Annotated in this window: 21 protein-coding genes; 10 read left to right on the forward strand and 11 right to left on the reverse strand. The window is 73.0% G+C overall.

From position 1 onward, the window contains the following. The first annotated feature begins 6 nt into the window (after window positions 1-6). From ABD366_RS07330 to ABD366_RS07340, 3 genes are read left to right on the forward strand one after another with little or no spacing between them, the layout of a single operon-like run. Entirely contained in the window at window positions 7-1,071 is a 1,065-nt protein-coding gene (locus tag ABD366_RS07330) for an ABC transporter substrate-binding protein (RefSeq protein WP_324770553.1), read from the forward strand. Then, window positions 1,068-2,084, forward strand: coding sequence for a FecCD family ABC transporter permease (locus ABD366_RS07335; RefSeq protein WP_324770551.1), 1,017 nt, complete (start codon window positions 1,068-1,070; stop codon window positions 2,082-2,084). The genes ABD366_RS07330 and ABD366_RS07335 overlap by 4 nt, the downstream gene beginning before the upstream one ends. Further along, window positions 2,081-2,866 (forward strand): ABC transporter ATP-binding protein, encoded by a 786-nt coding sequence (locus ABD366_RS07340; RefSeq protein WP_324770549.1) that lies wholly within the window; start codon window positions 2,081-2,083, stop codon window positions 2,864-2,866. The genes ABD366_RS07335 and ABD366_RS07340 overlap by 4 nt, the downstream gene beginning before the upstream one ends. A gap of 3 nt (window positions 2,867-2,869) precedes the next feature. Here the strand turns inward: ABD366_RS07340 and ABD366_RS07345 are convergent, their stop codons facing one another. After that, entirely contained in the window at window positions 2,870-3,490 is a 621-nt protein-coding gene (locus ABD366_RS07345) for an L-threonylcarbamoyladenylate synthase (RefSeq protein WP_324770548.1), read from the reverse strand. Window positions 3,491-3,649: 159 nt separating this feature from the next. Here ABD366_RS07345 and ABD366_RS07350 point away from each other — a divergent pair, with 159 nt between their 5' ends. Next, window positions 3,650-4,801 carry a hypothetical protein gene (locus ABD366_RS07350; RefSeq protein ID WP_324770547.1) on the forward strand — a complete coding sequence of 384 codons (1,152 nt, stop codon included), beginning with the start codon at window positions 3,650-3,652 and terminating at the stop codon, window positions 4,799-4,801. 24 nt (window positions 4,802-4,825) lie between these two features. On the opposite strand, the gene ABD366_RS07355 is transcribed toward ABD366_RS07350, so the two are convergent. Next, a complete protein-coding gene (locus ABD366_RS07355; protein ID WP_324770546.1) occupies window positions 4,826-5,188 on the reverse strand; it encodes a hypothetical protein in 363 nt (120 codons plus the stop codon). Window positions 5,189-5,262: 74 nt separating this feature from the next. Between ABD366_RS07355 and ABD366_RS07360 the strand changes: the two genes are divergently transcribed. Together ABD366_RS07360 and ABD366_RS07365 are read left to right on the forward strand one after the other, a co-directional pair. Continuing rightward, a complete protein-coding gene (locus ABD366_RS07360; protein ID WP_324770544.1) occupies window positions 5,263-5,619 on the forward strand; it encodes a DUF779 domain-containing protein in 357 nt (118 codons plus the stop codon). A 44-nt stretch (window positions 5,620-5,663) separates the two neighbouring features. After that, window positions 5,664-6,890 carry a phosphodiester glycosidase family protein gene (locus ABD366_RS07365; protein ID WP_324770543.1) on the forward strand — a complete coding sequence of 409 codons (1,227 nt, stop codon included), beginning with the start codon at window positions 5,664-5,666 and terminating at the stop codon, window positions 6,888-6,890. Window positions 6,891-7,110: 220 nt separating this feature from the next. On the opposite strand, the gene ABD366_RS07370 is transcribed toward ABD366_RS07365, so the two are convergent. The 7 genes from ABD366_RS07370 to ABD366_RS07400 form a co-directional block, all read right to left on the reverse strand. Then, window positions 7,111-7,305 (reverse strand): hypothetical protein, encoded by a 195-nt coding sequence (locus ABD366_RS07370; RefSeq protein ID WP_324770542.1) that lies wholly within the window; start codon window positions 7,303-7,305, stop codon window positions 7,111-7,113. Window positions 7,306-7,416: 111 nt separating this feature from the next. After that, complete coding sequence (locus tag ABD366_RS07375; protein ID WP_324770541.1) at window positions 7,417-8,274, reverse strand: phosphatidylinositol-specific phospholipase C/glycerophosphodiester phosphodiesterase family protein; 858 nt, start codon at window positions 8,272-8,274, stop codon at window positions 7,417-7,419. Window positions 8,275-8,439: 165 nt separating this feature from the next. After that, the gene (locus tag ABD366_RS07380; RefSeq protein ID WP_324770539.1) at window positions 8,440-8,814 is read right to left on the reverse strand and encodes a VOC family protein; all 375 of its coding nucleotides are present in this window, start codon (window positions 8,812-8,814) and stop codon (window positions 8,440-8,442) included. Window positions 8,815-8,924: 110 nt separating this feature from the next. After that, window positions 8,925-10,025 (reverse strand): acyl-CoA dehydrogenase family protein, encoded by a 1,101-nt coding sequence (locus tag ABD366_RS07385; protein WP_324770538.1) that lies wholly within the window; start codon window positions 10,023-10,025, stop codon window positions 8,925-8,927. Further along, window positions 10,022-11,206 carry an acyl-CoA dehydrogenase family protein gene (locus tag ABD366_RS07390; RefSeq protein ID WP_324770537.1) on the reverse strand — a complete coding sequence of 395 codons (1,185 nt, stop codon included), beginning with the start codon at window positions 11,204-11,206 and terminating at the stop codon, window positions 10,022-10,024. Before ABD366_RS07390 ends, ABD366_RS07385 begins: the two co-directional genes overlap by 4 nt. Next, a complete protein-coding gene (locus tag ABD366_RS07395) occupies window positions 11,203-12,189 on the reverse strand; it encodes an NADPH:quinone oxidoreductase family protein (protein WP_324770536.1) in 987 nt (328 codons plus the stop codon). Before ABD366_RS07395 ends, ABD366_RS07390 begins: the two co-directional genes overlap by 4 nt. Window positions 12,190-12,288: 99 nt before the next feature. Then, window positions 12,289-12,909, reverse strand: a complete 621-nt coding sequence (locus ABD366_RS07400; RefSeq protein WP_411293749.1) for a helix-turn-helix domain-containing protein — start codon at window positions 12,907-12,909, stop codon at window positions 12,289-12,291. A gap of 106 nt (window positions 12,910-13,015) precedes the next feature. Between ABD366_RS07400 and ABD366_RS07405 the strand changes: the two genes are divergently transcribed. Both ABD366_RS07405 and ABD366_RS07410 read left to right on the forward strand, forming a co-directional pair. Next, window positions 13,016-14,050, forward strand: coding sequence for an NAD(P)/FAD-dependent oxidoreductase (locus ABD366_RS07405; protein WP_324770535.1), 1,035 nt, complete (start codon window positions 13,016-13,018; stop codon window positions 14,048-14,050). Window positions 14,051-14,163: 113 nt separating this feature from the next. After that, window positions 14,164-15,075 carry an SDR family oxidoreductase gene (locus ABD366_RS07410; RefSeq protein ID WP_324770534.1) on the forward strand — a complete coding sequence of 304 codons (912 nt, stop codon included), beginning with the start codon at window positions 14,164-14,166 and terminating at the stop codon, window positions 15,073-15,075. A 74-nt stretch (window positions 15,076-15,149) separates the two neighbouring features. Here the strand turns inward: ABD366_RS07410 and ABD366_RS07415 are convergent, their stop codons facing one another. Further along, complete coding sequence (locus ABD366_RS07415; protein WP_324770533.1) at window positions 15,150-15,581, reverse strand: PPOX class F420-dependent oxidoreductase; 432 nt, start codon at window positions 15,579-15,581, stop codon at window positions 15,150-15,152. A gap of 140 nt (window positions 15,582-15,721) precedes the next feature. Next, on the reverse strand, window positions 15,722-16,561 hold the full coding sequence (locus ABD366_RS07420) for an enoyl-CoA hydratase/isomerase family protein (protein ID WP_324770532.1): 840 nt from the start codon (window positions 16,559-16,561) through the stop codon (window positions 15,722-15,724). 156 nt (window positions 16,562-16,717) lie between these two features. Between ABD366_RS07420 and ABD366_RS07425 the strand changes: the two genes are divergently transcribed. Then, the gene (locus ABD366_RS07425) at window positions 16,718-17,311 is read left to right on the forward strand and encodes a TetR/AcrR family transcriptional regulator (protein ID WP_324770531.1); all 594 of its coding nucleotides are present in this window, start codon (window positions 16,718-16,720) and stop codon (window positions 17,309-17,311) included. After that, entirely contained in the window at window positions 17,308-18,702 is a 1,395-nt protein-coding gene (locus ABD366_RS07430) for an MFS transporter (RefSeq protein WP_324770530.1), read from the forward strand. Before ABD366_RS07425 ends, ABD366_RS07430 begins: the two co-directional genes overlap by 4 nt. Window positions 18,703-18,723: the final 21 nt, after the last annotated feature.

Raw genomic sequence — 18,723 nt, forward strand, 5'->3', positions numbered from 1 at the left:
CCGCGCATGAGCCCTGGACGCAGAGGAACTCCCGTGCTGTTCGCACGTCACATCCGCCGTAGCGCACCGCTGTTGGCGGGCGCCCTTCTCCTCACGGCGTGCGGCGGCTCGGGCTCCGCCGGCACCGCGGACCGCGCGGGCGCTTCGGACTCCGCCGTCACCCTGGACAACTGCGGCAAGAAGGTCCGCGTCGCGCACGCCCCGCGCCGTGCCGTCGCCCTCGACCAGGGATCCGCGGAGATCATGCTCTCGCTCGGTCTCGCGGACCGGATGGTGGGGACCGCGACGTGGACCGATCCCGTCCTGAAGGGGCTGGAGAAGGCGAACGCGAAGGTGCCGCGGCTCGCCGACCGCTACCCGTCCTTCGAGAAGGTCCTGGACACCGAACCGGACTTCGTCTCCGCGTCGCTCACGAACACCATCGGCAAGGGCGGGGTGGCGCCGCGTGAGCAGTTCGACAAGCTCGGCGTGCCCACCTACCTCTCCCCCACCGACTGCGCCGGCAAGGACAACAGCGGGGACGGCGACGGCGAGCGCACCAGCGCGCTGGCCCTCGACACCGTCTACGGCGAGATACGTGACCTGGCACGGATCTTCGACGTGAAGGAGCGCGGCGACAAACTCGTCGCGCGGCTCCAGTCCCGCGTCGCCAAAGCGACTTCGGGCGTGGACGCCGAGGGTGTGAGCGTCCTGTACTGGTTCGCGAACTCCGACTCGCCGTACATGGCGGGCTGTTGCGGCGCGCCCGGCATCGTCACCAAGGAACTCGGGATGCGCAACGTCTTCGACGACACGCACGAGGAGTGGCCGCAGATCAACTGGGAGACCGTCGCGGACCGCGATCCGGACGTCCTCGTCATCGGCGATCTGACCCGCCGCTCGCAGTCCGCGGAGTCCGCCGCACAGAAGATCAAGTTCCTGGAGAGCGACCCGGTCACCAAGAACATGACCGCGGTCCGCGAGAAGCGCTACGTCCTGCTCAGCGGGCAGGCACTGAACCCGACGATCCGCACCGTCGACGGGGTGGAGAAGGTGGCCGCCGCGCTGCGCGACTTCGGCCTGGACAAGTGAGCGCCCTCCGGCCCGCCCTGTACTGGGCCGCGGCCCTCGCGGCACTCTGCGCCTCGGTCGCCGTGGCCATCACCATCGGCCCGGCGCACATCAGCGTCGCCGATGTGTGGTCGGCGGTCGGCGCCCGGCTCGGCTGGGGCGGTTCGGACCTCTCCCCGATCCGCGACGGCATCGTCTGGAACCTCCGGCTGCCGCGCACCCTGCTCGCCGCGGTCTGCGGGGCCGGGCTCGCGGTGTGCGGCACGGTGCTGCAAGCACTGCTGCGCAACCCCCTCGCCGACCCGTTCGTGCTCGGCGTCTCCTCGGGCGCGTCGACCGGCGCCGTCCTCGTCGTGGTGCTCGGCCTCGGCGGCGGCGCCCTCTCCGTGTCCGGCGGGGCGTTCATCGGCGCGCTCTGCTCGTTCGCCCTCGTCCTGGTCCTCAGCCATGTGCTGGGCGGCACGACGGACCGGGTGGTGCTGTGCGGGGTCGCGGCGATGCAGCTGTTCTCCTCACTGACCTCGTTCGTGGTCCTGACCGCGGCCGATGCCGAGACGACCCGCGGCGTCCTGTTCTGGCTGCTCGGCTCGCTCGGCGGAGTCGGCTGGACCGAGGTGTGGCTGTGTCTCGCGGTGCTCGTGGTGACGCTGACGGTCTGCCTCGGGTACGGCCGGACTCTGGACGCCTTCTCCTTCGGGCCGGAGGCGGCGGCCGCGCTCGGCGTGCACGTGGCGCGCACCCGGCTCGTCCTGCTGTGCGTGACGGCGCTGCTGACGGCGGCGCTGGTGAGCGCGGCCGGGGCGATCGGTTTCGTCGGACTCGTCCTGCCGCACGCGGCGCGCGCCCTGGTCGGCCCCGGGCACACCCGGCTGCTGCCGGTCACGGCGGTGGCCGGCGCGGTGTTCCTGGTGTGGGTCGACACGCTGGCCCGTACGGTCCTCGAACCCCAGGAGGTTCCGGTGGGAGTGGTGACGTCGCTGATCGGCGTGCCCGCGTTCGTGCTCGTCCTGTTCCGCGGCCGGAGCGCCCGGTGAGCGCGGGCCTGGCCGCGGACCGGGTCGCCTGGTCGGCCGGGGGCGCCCTCGTCCTCGACGGAGTGAGCCTGACGCCCCTGGCCGGCACCGTCACCGGAGTGCTCGGCCCGAACGGCTCGGGCAAGTCGACACTGCTGCGCCTGCTGGCCGGAGTGCTCGCCCCGGCATCCGGCGTCGTCACGCTGGACGGCGACCCGCTCGCCGCCGTTCCTCGCAGGACGGCCGCCCGGCGCATCGCGCTGGTCCACCAACAGGCCGACACACAGGCCGAGTTGACGGTCGCCGATGTCGTACGTCTGGGCCGGATCCCGCACCGCAGGGCCTGGACACCCGCCTCTGCCGCGGACGAGGCGGCGGTCCGAGACGCCCTGGAACGCAGCGGCCTCACGAGCCGGGCGCACCGCCTGTGGCACACCCTGTCCGGCGGCGAGCGCCAGCGGGCGCAGATCGCCCGCGCCCTGGCGCAGGAGCCGCGCGAGCTGCTGCTCGACGAGCCCACGAACCATCTGGACATCCAGCACCAGCTGGAACTCCTCGACCTGATCTCGGGTCTGGAGCTGACCAGCGTCGTCGCCCTGCACGATCTGAACCTGGCCGCCACCTACTGCGACCAGGTGCTCGTCCTGCGCCAGGGCCGGGTCGTGGCGGCTGGCGAGCCGGGCGCCGTCCTCACCGAGGAGCTCATCGCCGATGTCTACGGCGTCCGTGCCCACATCACCCGGCCGGGACCGGGCGAGCGCCCGCACATCCGCTTCCTGGGCACCCTCACCGGCAGCGCCTGACCGTCACTCGAAGCGGTCGGGGTCCCCCGCGCCGCGTCGCACGATCGTGGCCTCGCCTTCGGAGAAGTCGATGACGGTGGTGGGCTCGGTGCCGCAGTCGCCGGAGTCGAGCACGGCGTCCACCACGTGGTCGAGCCGCTCCTTGATCTCCCAGCCCTGGGTGAGCGGCTCGTCCTCGCCGGGCAGCAGCAGCGTGCTGGAGAGCAGCGGCTCACCCAGTTCGGCGAGGAGCGCCTGGGTGACGACGTGGTCCGGGATGCGGACACCGACCGTCTTCTTCTTCGGGTGCTGCAACTGGCGCGGCACCTCACGGGTCGCGGGCAGGATGAACGTATAACTGCCGGGCGTGGCCGCCTTGATCGCGCGGAACACGTCGTTGTCGATGTGCACGAACCTGCCGAGCTGGGAGAAGTCCTGGCACACCAGCGTGAAGTGATGTTTGTCGTCGAGGTGGCGGATCGTCCGGATCCGCTCGACGCCCTCGCGGTTGCCGAGGCGGCAGCCCAGCGCGTAGCAGGAGTCCGTGGGGTAGGCGATCAGCGCGCTGTCGCGGATGGAGTCGGCGACCGCGCCGATGGTGCGCGTCTGCGGGTTCTCGGGATGCACGTCGAAGTACCTGGCCATCCGCCGAGCCTACGGGATCAGTGGGCCGGGTCACGGCGTTGCGGGTCCCGGGTCACCGGGGATCCGCGCGACAATCCCGACACCCGCCCACCCTGCCCTCTTCCACCGGGCGAATCACGGCCCATACTGGTCGTGCCCCGACCACTCACAGAAGACTCCATGGCCAAGAACAGCACCTCTTCGATCACCGTCCCCGACACCGCCTGGCTGGGGCGCGGGAGCCACCTCGGCCCCGAGCCCGAGCAGGACGTCCGGCGCAACCTGATCGCCCTCAAGGCGGCCGGGGTGCTCGACGACTTCCTGGATCTCGACCCCGCCGAAGCGGCCCGCTCCAGCGTCCTGCACCCGCGGGACGAGTCCGCCGACCCCGGCCTCTCGGCCCGGCGCCTGTTCGAGGCGCGCTGGCGCGTGGCCGACGACGTCACGGTGCGTGCGCAGCTGACGACGTACGACCCCGAGGGGCGCCGCAAGGACGGCGACGGAGTCTCCTGGGTCCTCGCCGCGGAGGCGGAGCGGGTCTGGGACCCGCACTGGCCGTCTCCCGCGACGATGTTCTGGCCGGACAGCGACCGGGTCCCCTGGGACCACGACACGGTGTCGGGCGTGCGGCTGCGGGCGGCGAACCATCTGCCCAAGGACGACGACGAACTGCGCCACCGGCTGCGGGACTGGACCCGGGAGAGCTGGTACGTCCATGTGGTGGTGCACGAGGCGATGACGCCGGACGCGCGCGGGCAGGAACCGGTCACGTCGTTCCTGCCGCCGAGTCTGCGGCACCGGGTGATCGAGCACCGGGGTACGCCGGAGCAGGCGCAGATCGTGGACTTCGCGATGAAGCGGGAGCTGAAGCTGCGGATGCCGCGGGGCGGCGCCGTCATCCTGCCGACCGCCCCGCAGGACCCGGGGTACGACGCGGACCGCTTCACCGTCCGCAGCGTGTTCCTGGACGGCTCCGAGCCGGTGGAGCTCCTCGACCGGGTGAAGGAGTTCATGGCGCTGCCGCGGCCGCTGACCGCGGACGCCGAGCGGGCCCTGACGCGGCTGCGTCAGGGCTGGCACCTGCTGACCCCGGACGAGGAGCTGGAGCACGCCCGGTCGATGGTCGGCAGGTACGCCGAGGCGCTCGAGGCCATGACGACCTCGCGTGATCTGTACCGGGAGGCGGCCGAGGCGGCGCAGGCCGCGCTGGCGGAGAGCGGCACCGGTGACCTCGTGTCCCGGCTGCCCCTGCCCGGCCTGGCCAAGCCGGACGGATCGCCGCTGACCGCCCTCACGAAGGCGTTCGGCCGCTTCCGGGACCCGAACAAATAGGGCCGACGACGGGGCGCGCCCGCGTCACTCCTCCTCCGCCTCCAGGCCGCCGGGGTCGGACATCCGCAGCGCGATCTCGCGCAGCAGTTCGGTGGAGTTGACGTCGGTGCGGCCCTCGTCGTGCACCTTCGCGAGCTGTGTGAAGAGAAACGCGAACGCCTCGACGAGCGACACACTGGCCGGCATGAGCGCGGCGATGGCCAGTTCGGCGGCCTCCTCGGGATCGGACCCGGCCGGGATCTCGATGGTCGGGAACACCTCCGAGACGAGCCGCCCCAGCTGCGTCAGGTCGTTGTCGAGTTCGTCCCCGTCGTTGAGTCTGCGCACCATCTCCTGCGTCTCGGTCAGCACACCGATGGCCCGCAGAACGATCTCCCTCTGTTCCATGTGCGGAGCCTATGCGGGCGAGCCCCCGCGCGTGCAACGTGGTCGCAACCTCGTACCGCCTTCACTGTTCTGTCATGAGCGATACACCCCGCGTGGAGCTGACCCCCGCGGCCGCCGAACTGGTGCGGCGGCTGCGCGAGATCCACGGTCCGCTGATGTTCCACCAGTCCGGCGGCTGCTGCGACGGCAGCGCGCCGATGTGCTATCTGGCGGGCGAGTTCCGTACCGGGGCCGCGGACGTGCTCCTGGAGGAGCTGGTCGTGGCCGGGGTGGCGGAGCCGGTGTCGTTCTGGATGTCCAGGAGCCAGTACGAGGTGTGGAGTCATACGCGGCTCATCGTCGACGTCGTCGAGGGGCGCGGCAGCGGGTTCTCGCTGGAGGCGCCCGAAGGAGTACGTTTCCTGATCCGTTCCCGGCTGGTCGACGCGTAGCCATCGACGGGGCCGGTGTCCTCTGCTGAACTCGCTTGATGCAGATGAGAGTTGGCAAGAGACGCAGAAGAGTCCTGGCGGCCGTGGCGGTCGTGTGCGCACTGGCCGGCACCGGTCTGACGGGGGCGGCCCCGGCCGTCGCCGTCCCGGCGGCGGGCCGGGTGGCGCCCGGGGTTTCGTACTCCGAGTTCGATCTGCCCGCCGCCAAGGGCACCGCCCATGCCCATGTCCTCAGCGTCGATCTGCGCGATCCGCGCGTGCGGGTCGATCTGCTGCACCCGGGCGCCGTCGGAGCCCGGGCCACCGTCTCCTCGATGGCCGACGCGACGGGCGCCGTCGGCGGTGTGAACGGGGACTTCTTCAACATCACCGAGACCCAGCATCCCGGGGTCGAGGCGACCGGGGCCGCGGTCGGCCCGGCCGTGGCGAGCGGCCGCACGCTCAAGGCGGCGGTCCCGGACGGACAGCGCTTCGGTCCGGCCCTGCCGGCGGGCACCTCCACCCGCGACGTGCTCGGGGTGGGGCTCGACCGGCGGGCCCGGCTCGACAGCATGGCCCTGGACGGTTCGGTGCGTACGCGCGCGGACCGGGTGGCGCTCGGCGGGCTCAACCAGTACGCGCTGCCGGTCGGTTCGGTCGGCGCGTTCACACCGGAGTGGGGCAGCGTCTCCCGGGTCCGTGCCACGTGCGGGACGGACACCCAGCGGGCGGCGCCGTGCAGCACGGACACGTACGAGGTGACGGTGGAGCGCGGCCACGTCGTGGCGACGGCGGACACACCCGGCGCCGGTCCGATCGCGGACGGCAGCACGGTCCTTGTGGGCCGGGAGGCCGGCGCGCAGTGGCTGCGGAAGCTGTCCGCGGGCGATCCGGTCCAGGTACGGCACCGGCTGGTCGCCGCGCACTCACGCGTGCCGTACCGGTTCGCGGTCGGCGGCTACCCGGTGCTGCGCGACGGCGCTCCGCTGCCCGGTCTCGACGCGAAGACGTCCGCGGTCCGCACGGCCGCCGGCATCGCCGACCGTGGGCGCACCCTGCTCCTGCTGGCCCTGGACGGCGCGCCCGCGTACCGGACGGGCCTGTCCATCGCCGAAGTGGCCGACACCATGCGGTCGTTGGGGGCAACTGACGCGTTCAGCCTGGACGGCGGCGGTTCGTCGACGCTCGTGGCCCGGGAGCCGGGTGCCTCCTCGGTGACGCTGCGCAACCACCCCACGGACGCCCCCGAGCGGGCGGTCGCGAACGGGATCGGGGTCTACTCGCGCCGCTAGGGCCTGTCTTCACATTCCCTTCGTCCGCCCGAAGGGCGGGCCTCGCGGGGTCTGGTGCGTGCAGCTGCAAGGCGGAGGAGGGCGTCGACGCGATGGGGGCACCCCCTGCTCGAGCGGAGCCGAGAGCTCGGGGGAGTCGGCAACCGACGACAACGCCGCAGATGTGCGTGCCAGACCCCGCGAGGCAGAAGGGAATGTGAAGACAGGCCCCTAGGCCGTGTCACGGTTGGAGGCTGCTCACCAGCCCCGCGGTGGCGTTGATGCCGTCGTGGATGGTCGGGGCCACCGTGGTGCCCGCGAGCAGGAATCCGAGCAGGACGCACACGAGGGCGTGCGAGAGTTTCATGGCTCCGTTGCGCAGGAAGATCACCGCGACGACCAGGAGCAGCAGCACGATGGAAATGGACAGAGACACCGTCGAACCTCCTCCGCCACGTCGGCACCGTGGCTTTCGGCCGCAAGTGTGACGTAGTGGAGGGCGTCCGACGGTGTCTGACCTGTCCCCCGAACGGGTGCTAAAAGTCGATCACCCGTTATGGGCGTCGAGGAAGGCCTCCAGACCGGCGAGGTCGTCGGTGTTGAGGTGGTCGACGCCGGCGGCGAGCAGTTCGGCCCAGACGGCGTCCCGTTCGGGTCCCGCCACGTCGGGTGTGGCCCAGAAGCGCACCCGCTGCCCGCGCTCGTGCGCGGCCGAGACGATGCCGCGCAGCTTGGCGCGTTCGGCCGCGGGGATCGGTCCTGTGCCCTGCCAGGTGAAGTTCGCGGACCAGTTGTCGCTGATGAGGGGGGTGAAGGAGGCCGGGGCGGCGGTGCCCAGGTCGCTGAGGCGTCCGTCGTAGAAGGCGCTGCGGGTGCGCTGTGCCTCCATCGGGGCGCGGGCGGCGCGGTCCCCGGAGACGACGGCGGTGACGGGTCCGGTGCGCACGCGTCCGTGGGCGTAGGTGGTGAACAGGCCGTGGTGGCGGCGGAGTTGACGGTCGAGTTCGAGGTAGGTCGCCGCGCCCTCGGTCTTGATGTCGATGAGCAGCTGGAGCGGGGTGTGCCAACCGCGGTACACCGAGCCGTGCTGGGCGCGTACGCGGGCGGCCAGTGGGGCGAGGTAGAGGGACTCGAGGGTGCGGTTGGGGTCGAGGTCGACGGGGTCGTGGGCGACGAGCAGATCGCCGTCGACGAGGTAGATGTCGGCCTCGACGCTGTTGAACCGGTGGTCGAGGGCGTCGAAGAGGGGCCGCGGGTGGTCGTAGTCGTTGTGGGCGTGGGCCCGCAGGAGCGGGCGGGGGCCGCGCTTGCCGCCGCCGGCGTGGGCGAGTTGCGGGGTGGCGACGCCTACGGCGAGTGCGGCGGCAAGGGTGCCGAGGGCTCTGCGGCGGGTGGTCGGGGCCATGTGTGCCTCCCGTGAGGGCGGGTCGGGGACATGGCGAGTATGCGGGGCGACCGACGCCACGGGGCAGTGCCGGAGCGGGAGTTGGCCGGACTGCCGCCCCCGGTTCACCGACGGGACACGCGTGCGGGGCGTCAGCCGGAGCACTCGGCACACGCGTGCGGGGCGTCAGCCGGCGCGCTCGGCGGCGCTGCGCTCGACGCAGAACTCGTTGCCCTCCGGGTCGAGGAGGGTGGCCCAGCCCTGCCCGTCCGGGCGCCGGTGGTCCTCGTGGAGCGTGGCGCCGAGGGCGAGCAGGCGCTCGACCTCCTCGTCCCGGGTGACGTCCTGGGGCTGGAGGTCCACGTGCACCCGGTTCTTGACCGTCCTGGGGTCGTCGACACGGATGAAGAGCAGGTGGGCGGCCGGGCTGTGCACCTGCGCCTCCGGGTCGCCGGGGTGGTCGTCCTCCGCGAGGGTGCCGCCGAGCACCGAAGCCCAGAACTCGGCGAGGGTGTAAGGGTCGGTGCAGTCGATGGTCATATGTCTGATCAGGGACGTCATGTGGATCAATGGAGCACGGGAGAGGGCCCGTTGTCCAGGGCGTGAGCGGGACGGGCCGCGGTCGGTGCCGGAGCGCCGACCGCGGCCTCTGCGGGTGCCGGGGTGCCGGCTCACGGCGCCCGGAGGTCGACCAGTTCGGCCAGCTCCTCCCGGTGGCGGCCCGCGGTGCCGAGGGCGATCGAGTCGGCCTTGGCGCGCTTGAGGTAGAGGTGGATCGGATGTTCCCAGGTCATGCCGATGCCGCCGTGCAGCTGGAGCGCCTCCTCGGCGGCCCGTACGGCGACGGGCGCGGCGAACGCCTGCGCGACGGCCACGGCCACGTCGGTGTCGTCGCTGCCGGTGGCGAGCGCGTCGGCCGCGTTCCGTGCGACGGCCCGGGTGTTGACCACGTCCAGCCACAGCCGGGCGAGCCGGTGCTTGAGCGCCTGGAAGGACCCGACGGGCCGGTTGAACTGGTTGCGCTCGCGCGTGTAGCGCACGGTCTCCGTCAACAGCCAGTCGGCGAGGCCCAGTTGCTCGGACACCAGCAGGCCCGCTCCGGCGCGTACGGCCCGGCGCACGGCGGTCGCGGCGTCGTCGGTGAGCAGGCGTCCGGCGGCGTCGCCGAAGGTCACCGTGGCGAGCGGGCGCGTACGGTCGAAGGAGATCTGCGCTTCGACGGTGACGCCGTTCGCCGTGGCGTCCACGGCGAACAGGCCGCTCTGCGTGGGCACGAGGAACACGTCGGCGGCTGCCGCGTCGGCGACCGCGGTGACGCGTCCGGTCAGCGTCCCGTCCGCCGCTTCTACGCCCTCGGGGTCCTGTCCGGGGCCGGCCGACAGCGGCACCGCGAGCGCGCCGACGGTGCGTCCCGAGGCCAGGGCCGCGAGCAGCGTCCGCGCCTCGTCGCCGGAGCAGGCGAGCAGCGCCTCCGTCGCGATGACGGCGCTGGTCAGGTACGGGACCGGGGCGACGGCCCGGCCCAGCTCCTCCAGGACGACGGCGGCCTCGCGGTGCGAGGCGCCCTGGCCGCCGTGCTCCTCGGGGATCAGGAGCCCGGCGAGGCCCATGGACTCGGCGAGGTTCTTCCACAGAGCGCGGTCGTGCGGCTCGTCGGTCTCGGCGCGGGCGAGCACGGCGGCGGCGTCGCAGTGGTCGGCGAGCAGGGCGCGGACCGCCGAACGCAGCGCCTCCTCTTCCCCGGAGTACAGGAGATCGGGCTGTGTGCTCATCGGGAGAGGTCCTTCCAGGCGACGTCCTTGTCGGTGCGCGGCTCGGGCGGCAGGCCGAGGACCCGCTCGGCGACGATGTTCAGCAGGACCTCGCTCGTCCCGCCCTCGATGCTGTTGCCCTTGGCCCGCAGATAGCGGTAGCCGGCCTCGCGGCCCGCGAAGTCGACGAGTTCGGGGCGGCGCAGCGTCCAGTCGTCGTACAACAGGCCCTCCTCGCCGAGGAGTTCGACCTCCAGGCCGCTGATCTCCTGGTTGAGGCGGGCGAAGCCGAGCTTCATGCCGGCGCCCTCGGGCCCGGGGTGACCGGCGACGAGCTGCTGGCGGAGGCGTTCGCCGGTGAGGCGGGCTACCTCGGCGTCGACCCAGAGCTTGACGAGGCGCTGGTGGAGGTCGGGGGTGCGCAGCTCGGGGCGTTCGCGCCAGGTCTTGGCGACGATGCCGATGAGGCCGCCCTCGCGCGGGATGCGCATGCCGCCGATGGCGACGCGCTCGTTGTTGAGGGTGGTCTGGGCGACCTTCCAGCCGTTGCCGACCGCGCCGAGGCGGTGGGTGTCGGGGATCCGGACGTCGGTGAGGAACACCTCGTTGAACTCGGCCTCGCCGGTGATCTGGCGCAGCGGCCGTACGTCGACGCCCGGGTCGCTCATGTCGCAGACGAAGTACGTGATGCCGCGGTGCTTGGGCACGTCGGGGTCGGTGCGGGCGATGAGGATGGCGAACCGGGAGTTGTGCGCGCCGGACGTCCACACCTTCTGCCCGTTGACGATCCAGTCGTCGCCGTCGCGGACGGCGCGGGTGCCGAGCGCGGCGAGGTCGGAGCCGGCGCCGGGCTCGCTGAACAGCTGGCACCAGATCTCCTCGCCCACCCAGAGCGGCTTGAGGAAGCGCTGCTTCTGCTCCTCGGTGCCGTGGTGGAGGATGGTCGGGGCGGCCATGCCGAGGCCGATGCCGTTGCGCCGGGGCGCGTTGTCCGGGGCACCCGCCGCTTCCAGTTCGGCGTCCACGACGGCCTGGAGGGAGCGCGGCACGTCGAGGCCGCCGAGCCCCTTCGGGTAGTGCACCCAGGCGAGGCCGGCGTCGAAGCGGGCGCTGAGGAAGTCGGCGCGCGGCGTGGTGGCCGGCGGGTGCGCGGCCAGGAACTCCTGGGTGAGGGTGCGCAGTTGCGCGGCGTCGACGCTCATGCGGCGGCTCCTTCCGTACGCGCGTGCAGGCCCGGGACGACGACGACGCGGCCCGTGGTGACGCCGTCGGCGACGCGCTGCACGGCGGCCGCGGCCTCGGTCAGGTCGACACGCTCGCTGACCAGGGGCTTGATGGCGCCACGCGTGGCGAGCTCGGTGAGCTCCTGGTGGCAGTGCGGGATCAGCGCGGGGTTCTTGGTGGCGTACAGGCCCCAGTGCAGGCCCATGATCGAGTAGTTCTTGACCAGGGCGTGGTTGAGCGCGGGGCTCGGAATGGTGCCGCTGGCGAAGCCGACCACGATGATCCGGCCCTCGAAGGCGACCGTCTTGGCGGACTGCGTGTACGCGTCGCCGCCCACGGGGTCGTAGATCACGTCGGCGCCGCGGCCGCCGGTGGCTTCCTTCACGGCGGCGATGACGTCCTCGCTCCGCCGGTCCACGACCACGTCACAGCCGAGCTCGCGGGCGACCTTGGCCTTGTCCGGGCCGCCGACGACGCCGATGACCCGGGCGCCCGCGGCCTTGCCCAGCTGGACGGCGGCGCTGCCGACACCGCCCGCCGCGGCGTGCACGAGGAGCGTCTCGCCCGCCTGGAGGCGGGCGCGCTGGTGCAGGCCGAACCAGCCGGTCTGGTAGCCGATGTGCAGCGCGGCGCTTTCGGCGTCGTCCAGGGCGTCCGGCGCGGGCAGCAGGGCCCGCGCGTCGGCGACGACGTACTCGGCGAGGCCGCCGTGCGGCAGCGCGGGGGTGGCGATGACCCGGCGCCCGTCCTCGGTCTCGCCGCAGATCTCCACGCCGGGCGTGAACGGAAGCGGCGGCCTGACCTGGTACTGGCCCTTGCAGAGCAGCGCGTCGGGGAAGTTGATGTCGGCGGCACGCACCTTGAGCAGCACCTGCCCCTCGCCGGGCACGGGGCGCTCGACCTCTTCGAGGCGCATCACCTCGCTCGGCTCGCCGTTCTCGTGCACTTGCCATGCCTGCATGCGGGGCCTCCACGGACTGGCTACCAGGTTCACGTTCTGCCGCATACTAAGCGGTCGCTTGTCATCTGTGAATGCCCCGGCCCCGGTCGGTCGGCCAGGTCACTCGGCGCCCCGCGTGGGCCGCGCCCGGACGTGCATGCGCTCGCCCTGCGGCCCGAAGAGGCTGAGGAACTCGGCGGGCCCCTCCCCCGTCGACCCGAACCAGTGCGGCACACGCGTGTCGAACTCGGCCGCCTCGCCGGGACCGAGGACCACATCGTGATCGCCGAGGACCAGCCGCAGCTTGCCGGAGAGCATGTACAGCCACTCGTAGCCCTCGTGCGTCCTCGGATCCGGCTCGATCTTCCGCTCCGGCTCGATCACCTTGTACGCCTGGAGCCCGCCGGGCTGGCGGGTGAGCGGGATCATCGTCCGGCCGAAGTGCCGGATCGGCTTCAGGCGCACGCGCGGGTCACCGACCGGCGGGGCGCCGACCAGCTCGTCCAGCGGCACCTGGTGGGCGCGGGCGATCGGCAGGAGCAGCTCCAGGCTGGGCTTGCGCAGGCCCGACTCCAGGCGGGAGAGCGTGCTGACGGAGATGCCGGTGGTCTCGGAGAGGCCGGAGAGCGTGGCGCCGCGCTCCTTGCGCAGGGCGCGCAGGCGCGGCCCGACACCGCCGAGCACGGCGTCCATGCTCGCCTCGGACTCCCCGTCTTCTCGGTCATGGGTGTGCTGTTTCATCTTTCCATTGCAGTTTCGGCAAGTCTGTTTGTCAATACCGCAGAGCCGGGTGCATGTTCGGGAGCAAGGGAGCCGCAGCGCTCACCGTACGAACGAGGTGGTCACCATGCGCACGCAGCAGCACAGCAAGGACTCGTACGACGTCGTGGTCGTCGGCGGCGGGGCGGCCGGCCTGTCGGCGGCACTGATCCTGGGCCGCTCACGCCGCTCGGTGCTCGTCGTCGACGCGGGCGAGCCGCGCAACGCTCCGGCCGCGCACATGCACGGCTACCCGTCGCGGGACGGCATGGCACCCGGCGCGTTCCTGGCCGAGGTGCGGCGCGAGATCGCCGCCTACGGCGTGGAGCTGGTCCGGGGCCGGGTGACGGCGGCCGAGCCGGACGGGGCCGACGCGTTCGACGTCACGCTGGCGGACGGCGGCCTGGTGCACGCGCGCCGGCTCGTCGTCGCCACCGGCCTGGTGGACGAGCTGCCCGACCTCCCCGGCGTCGCCGAGCGCTGGGGCAACGACGTGATCCACTGCCCGTACTGCCACGGCTGGGAGGTGCGGGACCAGGCGATCGGCGTCCTGTACTCGCAGGCGTCCGGCAGCCACCAGGCCCTTCTGTTCAGCCAGCTGTCGCACGACGTGACCCTGTTCCTGGACGGCGCCGACGAGGACGACCTCCCGGACGCCGACTGGCAGTTGCTGGCGGCGGCAGGGGTGAGCGTGGTGAGCGGCAAGCTCGACGGGCTGGTCGTGACCGACGACGCGCTGAGCGGGGTGCGGCTCGCCGACGGACGGGAGTTCGCACGCTCCGTGTTCGTGGTGCCGCCGCGGATGACGCCGCGCGACTCGCTGCTCACCGCGCTCGGCGCCCGCACCAAGGACACCCCGGCCGGCCCGTTCACCGACGTGGACCCGACGGGGCTGACCAGCGTGCCGGGCGTCTGGGCGGTGGGCAACGCGACGGGCCCCGCGGAGCAGGTGGTGAACGCGGCGAGCGCCGGCTACCGGGCCGGGGCGACCCTCAACGCCGAGCTGCTCCACGCCGATCTGGCGCGGGCGGCCGAGCGGCGCAAGGAAGGGGTGTTCTCGCCGGAGGGCGAGCGCGCCGTGGCCCGCGCCCGCACGGCACGGGCCGGGTCGGTCGGTGCATGACGTGCCGCGCTCGCCATCGGCCGGAAGGTGAAGCGCCGCGCTCGCGGCCGGCCGGATCGTGAAGTGCCGCGCGAGCATGGAGGGTTGAGGGCCTACGCGGTATGCATGCCCGCATGACTCGCATGCCGTCCTCCGGCGCACCGCAGGGGCTGCCCGCCCCTCCCCCGCTCGGCGCCGCCGCACTGCCCCCGGGCACCTACGACGGCCGGCTCGTCCTGGTGACCGGCGGCGGCACCGGGCTCGGCCGGGCCATCGCAGCGGAGTTCGCGCGACTCGGCGCCGCCGTGCTGATCGTCGGCCGCCGGAAGGAGCATCTGGCCTCTGCCCGCGAGGAGTTGGCGGCCGTCGAGGGTGCGGGGCCGGTCACGGCGGCGACCTGTGACATCCGGGATCCGGAGCGTATCGCCGAGGTCTTCGACGCGGCCGGGGCGGCGCACGGCGGGCTCCCGGACGTGCTGGTGAACAACGCGGCCGCCAACTTTCCGTCACCGGCCGAGGAGTTGACGCCGAACGGCTGGCGCGCCGTCGTCGACATCACGCTCAACGGTACGTTCTTCATGACCCGCGAGTTCGGCCGCCGGCACCTGGCCGCCGGCACCCCGGGTTCGGTGCTCGCCGTCGACGCGTCGTACGCGTGGACGGGCGGCCCGGGTTTCGCGCACAGCGCGGCGGCGAAGGCGGGCGTGCGGAACCTGGTGGAGACGCTGGCCGTGGAGTGGGGCCCGTACGGCATCCAGGTCAACGGGCTGGTGCCGGGCCTCATGCCGCACGACGACATGACGCCCGACATCCGCTCCCAGCTGGACCGCGCCGAGGATCCCGGTGCGCGCCAGCCCGCCCTGCGGGTGGGCGCGCCACGGGAGCTGGGCTGGGCCGCGACCTTCCTCGCCTCGCCCTACGCGCGGTTCGTCAGCGGGCACACGCTGGTGGTGGACGGCGCGAACTGGCAGCGACGCGACCTGGTGAACGCCCCCGTGGCGACGGTGCGGGAGCAGCTGGGGCGCGGGCCGTTCGAGGCCGGGTGACCTTGACGGCCGGGTGACTTTCGAGCCCGGGTGGCCTTCAAGGCCGGGTCACCTTGGAGCCCGGGTGGCCGGGGTCAGCCGATGCGCTCCCCGTACACGTGAGCCACGCTCATGGCCATCAGCACCCGGCGGTCGGACACCATGACCGACCGGTACTCGTCCCAGTCCGGGTGCTCGCCCGATGCCTCGCGGTAGTACGCGACCAGCGCCTCGACTTCAGGGCCGTGCGGGTCGGTGCCGGGGCCCGTGAGTTTCACGACGCCCTCGGCGGTGGCCCAGGAGCGGCCGTCGGCGCTGGTCACCTCCAGCGCGGCGCGCGGGTCGCGGCGCAGGTTCGCCGTCTTGGCGCGGCCCTCGGTCATCGACACGTACAGGGTCTCGCTCGACCGGTCGTAGAAGGGCATGACGGGTGACAGTTGGGGGCGGCCGTCGGACTTGAGCGTGGCGAGGACGCCGAGGCGGCTGTCCGCGAGCAGGGAGCGCGGGTCGAAGGGCGCGGTGGTCATGGTGACCTCTCCGTCGGGCGGGGCGCCGGGCCCCGCGGGAAGCGTCCGGTCATCGTGACGCATCCGGCGCGCCCGCGGCAGTCCGCCACGGGCGGGCCGCGGGCGGTCCCGGCCGGGGAGGGATCAGGCCGGGGACGGGATCATGCGCCGCGGAACTCCGGGGGTCTGCGGGTCGCTTTCGCCGTGAAGCCTTCCATCGCGTCGTCGGAGGTGAGGGTGAGGGCCGCACTCATGGCCACCCGGTCCAGAGCCGCGCCGAGCCCGTGGTCGGCGTAGGCGTCGATGTCGCGTTTGACGGACTGCACGGCGAGGGGTGCGTTCGCGGCGATCTCGGCGGTCAGGTCATGAGCGGACCGTGCCAACTCCGCGCCGGGGACGACCTGTTGGACCAGGTGGAGCCGGTGCGCGGTGTCCGCGTCGATGCGGCGTCCGGTGAGTGCCAGGAACTTCGCCCAGCCCGCGCCCGCCTCCCGCGCGATCCGCAGGTCGCCGCCCGCGTCGACGGCGACGCCCAACTGCGCCTCGGGCAGGGCGAACACGGCGTCGTCGGCCGCGACGCGCAGGTCCGCCATCAGCGCGAGCTCGAACCCGAAGCCGAGGCAGTACCCCCGCACGGCCGCGACCACGGGCTGCGGCAGCCGGGCGAACGCGGCGAACCGCTCGTGCGCCCAGCGGATGCCCTCGTAGTAGGCGCGGCTGCGCGCGGAGCCGCTCTCCCCCTCGATACCGCCGCCGGGGGCGCCGACGTCGATGCCCGCGCAGAAGGCCCGCCCTTCGGCCCGCAGCAGGACGACGCGGATGCGGTCGTCGAAGCGGATCCGGTCGGCCATGACACCGAGCTGCCGGGTCGACTCCCAGCTCCAGGCGTTCAGTGCGGCCGGGCGGCAGAGCGTGAGGACGCCGATCCCGTCCTTCTCCACGTCCAGGCGCAGCCGCCGCGCCTCGCCGTCGGGGATGCGGGTGTCGGTCGTATCGATCATGCGGCCCCCTGCCGGTCGTGAACGGTCACGCCGGTCGCGAACGGTGCGGCGGCGCCGGCGGCGCGCAGCGTAGCGGTGTTGCCCTGCACCTAGAAGGGACGGGTAGCCGCACGAAGGGAGTAGACACCGTCTACTCCTCTCCGGTAGACAGTGTCTATGCAGACGGACAGTTCTGGCGGCGGCCTGCGGGACCGCCTCATCGACACCGGCGTCGCACTGGTCGACGCCCGGGGCGCGGCGGCGCTGACCTTGCGGGAGATCGCCCGTTCGGCGGGCGTCTCGCACGGCGCGCCCCGCCGCTACTTCCCTACGCACCTGGAGCTGCTGTCGGCGATCGCACGGCGTGGTTTCACGGACCTGGGCGCACGCGCGGCGCAGGCGGTGCAGAGCGGCGGGGCGGGCGCGGACGACCCCCGCGCGCAACTCGCCGTACTGGCCCGGGTCTACCTCGACTTCGCGGCACGCCATCGCGGCATGTACGAGCTGATGTTCCGTCACGACGTGTTGGAGAGCGGTACGTTGGGCCTGCGTGAGACGAGCCTTCCGCTCTTCGGGATGCTGACGGAGCTGGTCGCCTCCGTCCGGCCGAAATCCGAACCGGCGGTGGTGGCAGGTGCCTTGTGGGCGAACCTGCACGGAGTCGCCCAACTGTGGGGCTGGGGCAGCCTTCAGCTCGCTGTCGGCGGCGACGACGTCGAGCCACTGATCACCGCGGTGCTCGACGCCCATCTGGGGCAGGTGTCGCGATGAGCGTGCTGTCGTACCGCCGCGTCACGCTCGCCGGCAGCGTCGTCGGGGCCGTCCTCGTCGCTCTCGACGGCACGGTCCTGACCGTCGCCCGGCCCGCGCTCCAGCACGACCTGGACGCCTCGCTGGCCCAGGCGCAGTGGACCAGTACCGGCTACTTGATCGCCGTGGCGAGCCTGCTGGTGTTCGCGGGGAGGCTCGGCGACCGGTACGGGCACCGGCGGCTCTTCGCTCTCGGCATGCTCGGCTTCGCCGCCACGTCGGCGGGGATCGGATGCGCGCCGGACATCGGCTGGGTGATCGCGCTGCGCGTCGTGCAGGGCGTCAGCGGCGCGCTGCTGCAACCCGCGACGCTCGGCATGCTGCGGGCGGCGTACCCGCCGGACCGGCTGGGCATGCCGATCGCGCTGCGCACGAGCGCGATCGGCGTCTCGGCGGCCGCCGGGCCCCTGATCGGCGGCGTCCTGACCGCGCACTTCGGCTGGCGTTCCGTGTTCTTCCTCGGGGTACTGCCCGCGGTGGTGATCGCCCTGCTGGTCCTGCGCGCACGGGAGCCGGAGCCGTCGGCGGCGCCGGGAGCGGCGGTGGGCCTGGACCCGGGCGGTGTGCTGCTGCTCGGTACCTCGCTGGCCTGCCTGGTCACGGCGCTCGTCACGCTGCCCGACGCGGGCTGGTCGGCGGGCACGGTCCTCGCGCTGGGCGGTGCGATCGTGGCGGGCGCGGCGCTGGTCCGCCACGAACGCCGCACGCCGAGTCCGCTGCTGCCGCCGCCCGTCGTGGCCTCGCCGGTGGTCGTGGCGGCGCTCGGCATCCTGCTGGCCGCCTCGGCCGCCCTGTTCGGCACGCTGTTCGTGGCGTCGTACTTCCTTCAGGACGTGCTCGGGCTCGACGCTCTCGACACGGCGTTGTGCATGCTGCCCGCCGCGCTGTGCATGGTCCTCGCCGCGCCGCTGAGCGCCGTGCTGCTGCGGCGCCTGGGGGCGCGGACGACGACCGGGGCGGGCATGGTCCTCATGGCGCTCGGCGCCTTCGCCTTCGGCCGCCTCGACGCCGCGGCCACGGTCCTGGCCGTCGGGGCCTGCGCGTTCGCCATGGGCACGGGCTTCGGGACCGTCATGGTCACCGCTACGGAGGTGCTCGTCCGCCGGGCCGCGGCGGCCGACGCCGGGGTGACGGGCGGGCTCCAGCAGACGGCGATGAACGTGGGACCGGCGCTCGGCGTGGCTCTCTCCACGACACTGCTCGCGTCGGACCGGGATTTCACCGGCGCCTTGGGGCCGACGCTGACCGTCCTGGCGCTGGTGGCCTGCGCCGGTGCCGTGGCGGCACGCGGGCTTCCCCGTGCGCCGCGGAAGACTGTCGGCCACCCGCCGCTGGAACGCGCGGAGCGATGAGCTTGACGGTCGCGGTCCCGG

The sequence above is a fragment of the Streptomyces kunmingensis genome (assembly GCF_039533535.1).
GTDB lineage: Bacteria > Actinomycetota > Actinomycetes > Streptomycetales > Streptomycetaceae > Streptomyces > Streptomyces kunmingensis.

Bases quoted from the DNA above. Each gene is read 5' to 3' on its own strand.
- ABD366_RS07330 (WP_324770553.1), top strand. From the start codon at position 7: ATGAGCCCTGGACGCAGAGGAACTCCCGTGCTGTTCGCACGTCACATC.
- ABD366_RS07345 (WP_324770548.1), bottom strand. From the start codon at position 3,490: ATGGCCAGGTACTTCGACGTGCATCCCGAGAACCCGCAGACGCGCACC.
- ABD366_RS07350 (WP_324770547.1), top strand. From the start codon at position 3,650: ATGGCCAAGAACAGCACCTCTTCGATCACCGTCCCCGACACCGCCTGG.
- ABD366_RS07355 (WP_324770546.1), bottom strand. From the start codon at position 5,188: ATGGAACAGAGGGAGATCGTTCTGCGGGCCATCGGTGTGCTGACCGAG.
- ABD366_RS07360 (WP_324770544.1), top strand. From the start codon at position 5,263: ATGAGCGATACACCCCGCGTGGAGCTGACCCCCGCGGCCGCCGAACTG.
- ABD366_RS07365 (WP_324770543.1), top strand. From the start codon at position 5,664: ATGAGAGTTGGCAAGAGACGCAGAAGAGTCCTGGCGGCCGTGGCGGTC.
- ABD366_RS07375 (WP_324770541.1), bottom strand. From the start codon at position 8,274: ATGGCCCCGACCACCCGCCGCAGAGCCCTCGGCACCCTTGCCGCCGCA.
- ABD366_RS07380 (WP_324770539.1), bottom strand. From the start codon at position 8,814: ATGACGTCCCTGATCAGACATATGACCATCGACTGCACCGACCCTTAC.
- ABD366_RS07385 (WP_324770538.1), bottom strand. From the start codon at position 10,025: ATGAGCACACAGCCCGATCTCCTGTACTCCGGGGAAGAGGAGGCGCTG.
- ABD366_RS07390 (WP_324770537.1), bottom strand. From the start codon at position 11,206: ATGAGCGTCGACGCCGCGCAACTGCGCACCCTCACCCAGGAGTTCCTG.
- ABD366_RS07395 (WP_324770536.1), bottom strand. From the start codon at position 12,189: ATGCAGGCATGGCAAGTGCACGAGAACGGCGAGCCGAGCGAGGTGATG.
- ABD366_RS07400 (WP_411293749.1), bottom strand. From the start codon at position 12,909: ATGAAACAGCACACCCATGACCGAGAAGACGGGGAGTCCGAGGCGAGC.
- ABD366_RS07405 (WP_324770535.1), top strand. From the start codon at position 13,016: ATGCGCACGCAGCAGCACAGCAAGGACTCGTACGACGTCGTGGTCGTC.
- ABD366_RS07410 (WP_324770534.1), top strand. From the start codon at position 14,164: ATGACTCGCATGCCGTCCTCCGGCGCACCGCAGGGGCTGCCCGCCCCT.
- ABD366_RS07415 (WP_324770533.1), bottom strand. From the start codon at position 15,581: ATGACCACCGCGCCCTTCGACCCGCGCTCCCTGCTCGCGGACAGCCGC.
- ABD366_RS07420 (WP_324770532.1), bottom strand. From the start codon at position 16,561: ATGATCGATACGACCGACACCCGCATCCCCGACGGCGAGGCGCGGCGG.
- ABD366_RS07425 (WP_324770531.1), top strand. From the start codon at position 16,718: ATGCAGACGGACAGTTCTGGCGGCGGCCTGCGGGACCGCCTCATCGAC.
- ABD366_RS07430 (WP_324770530.1), top strand. From the start codon at position 17,308: ATGAGCGTGCTGTCGTACCGCCGCGTCACGCTCGCCGGCAGCGTCGTC.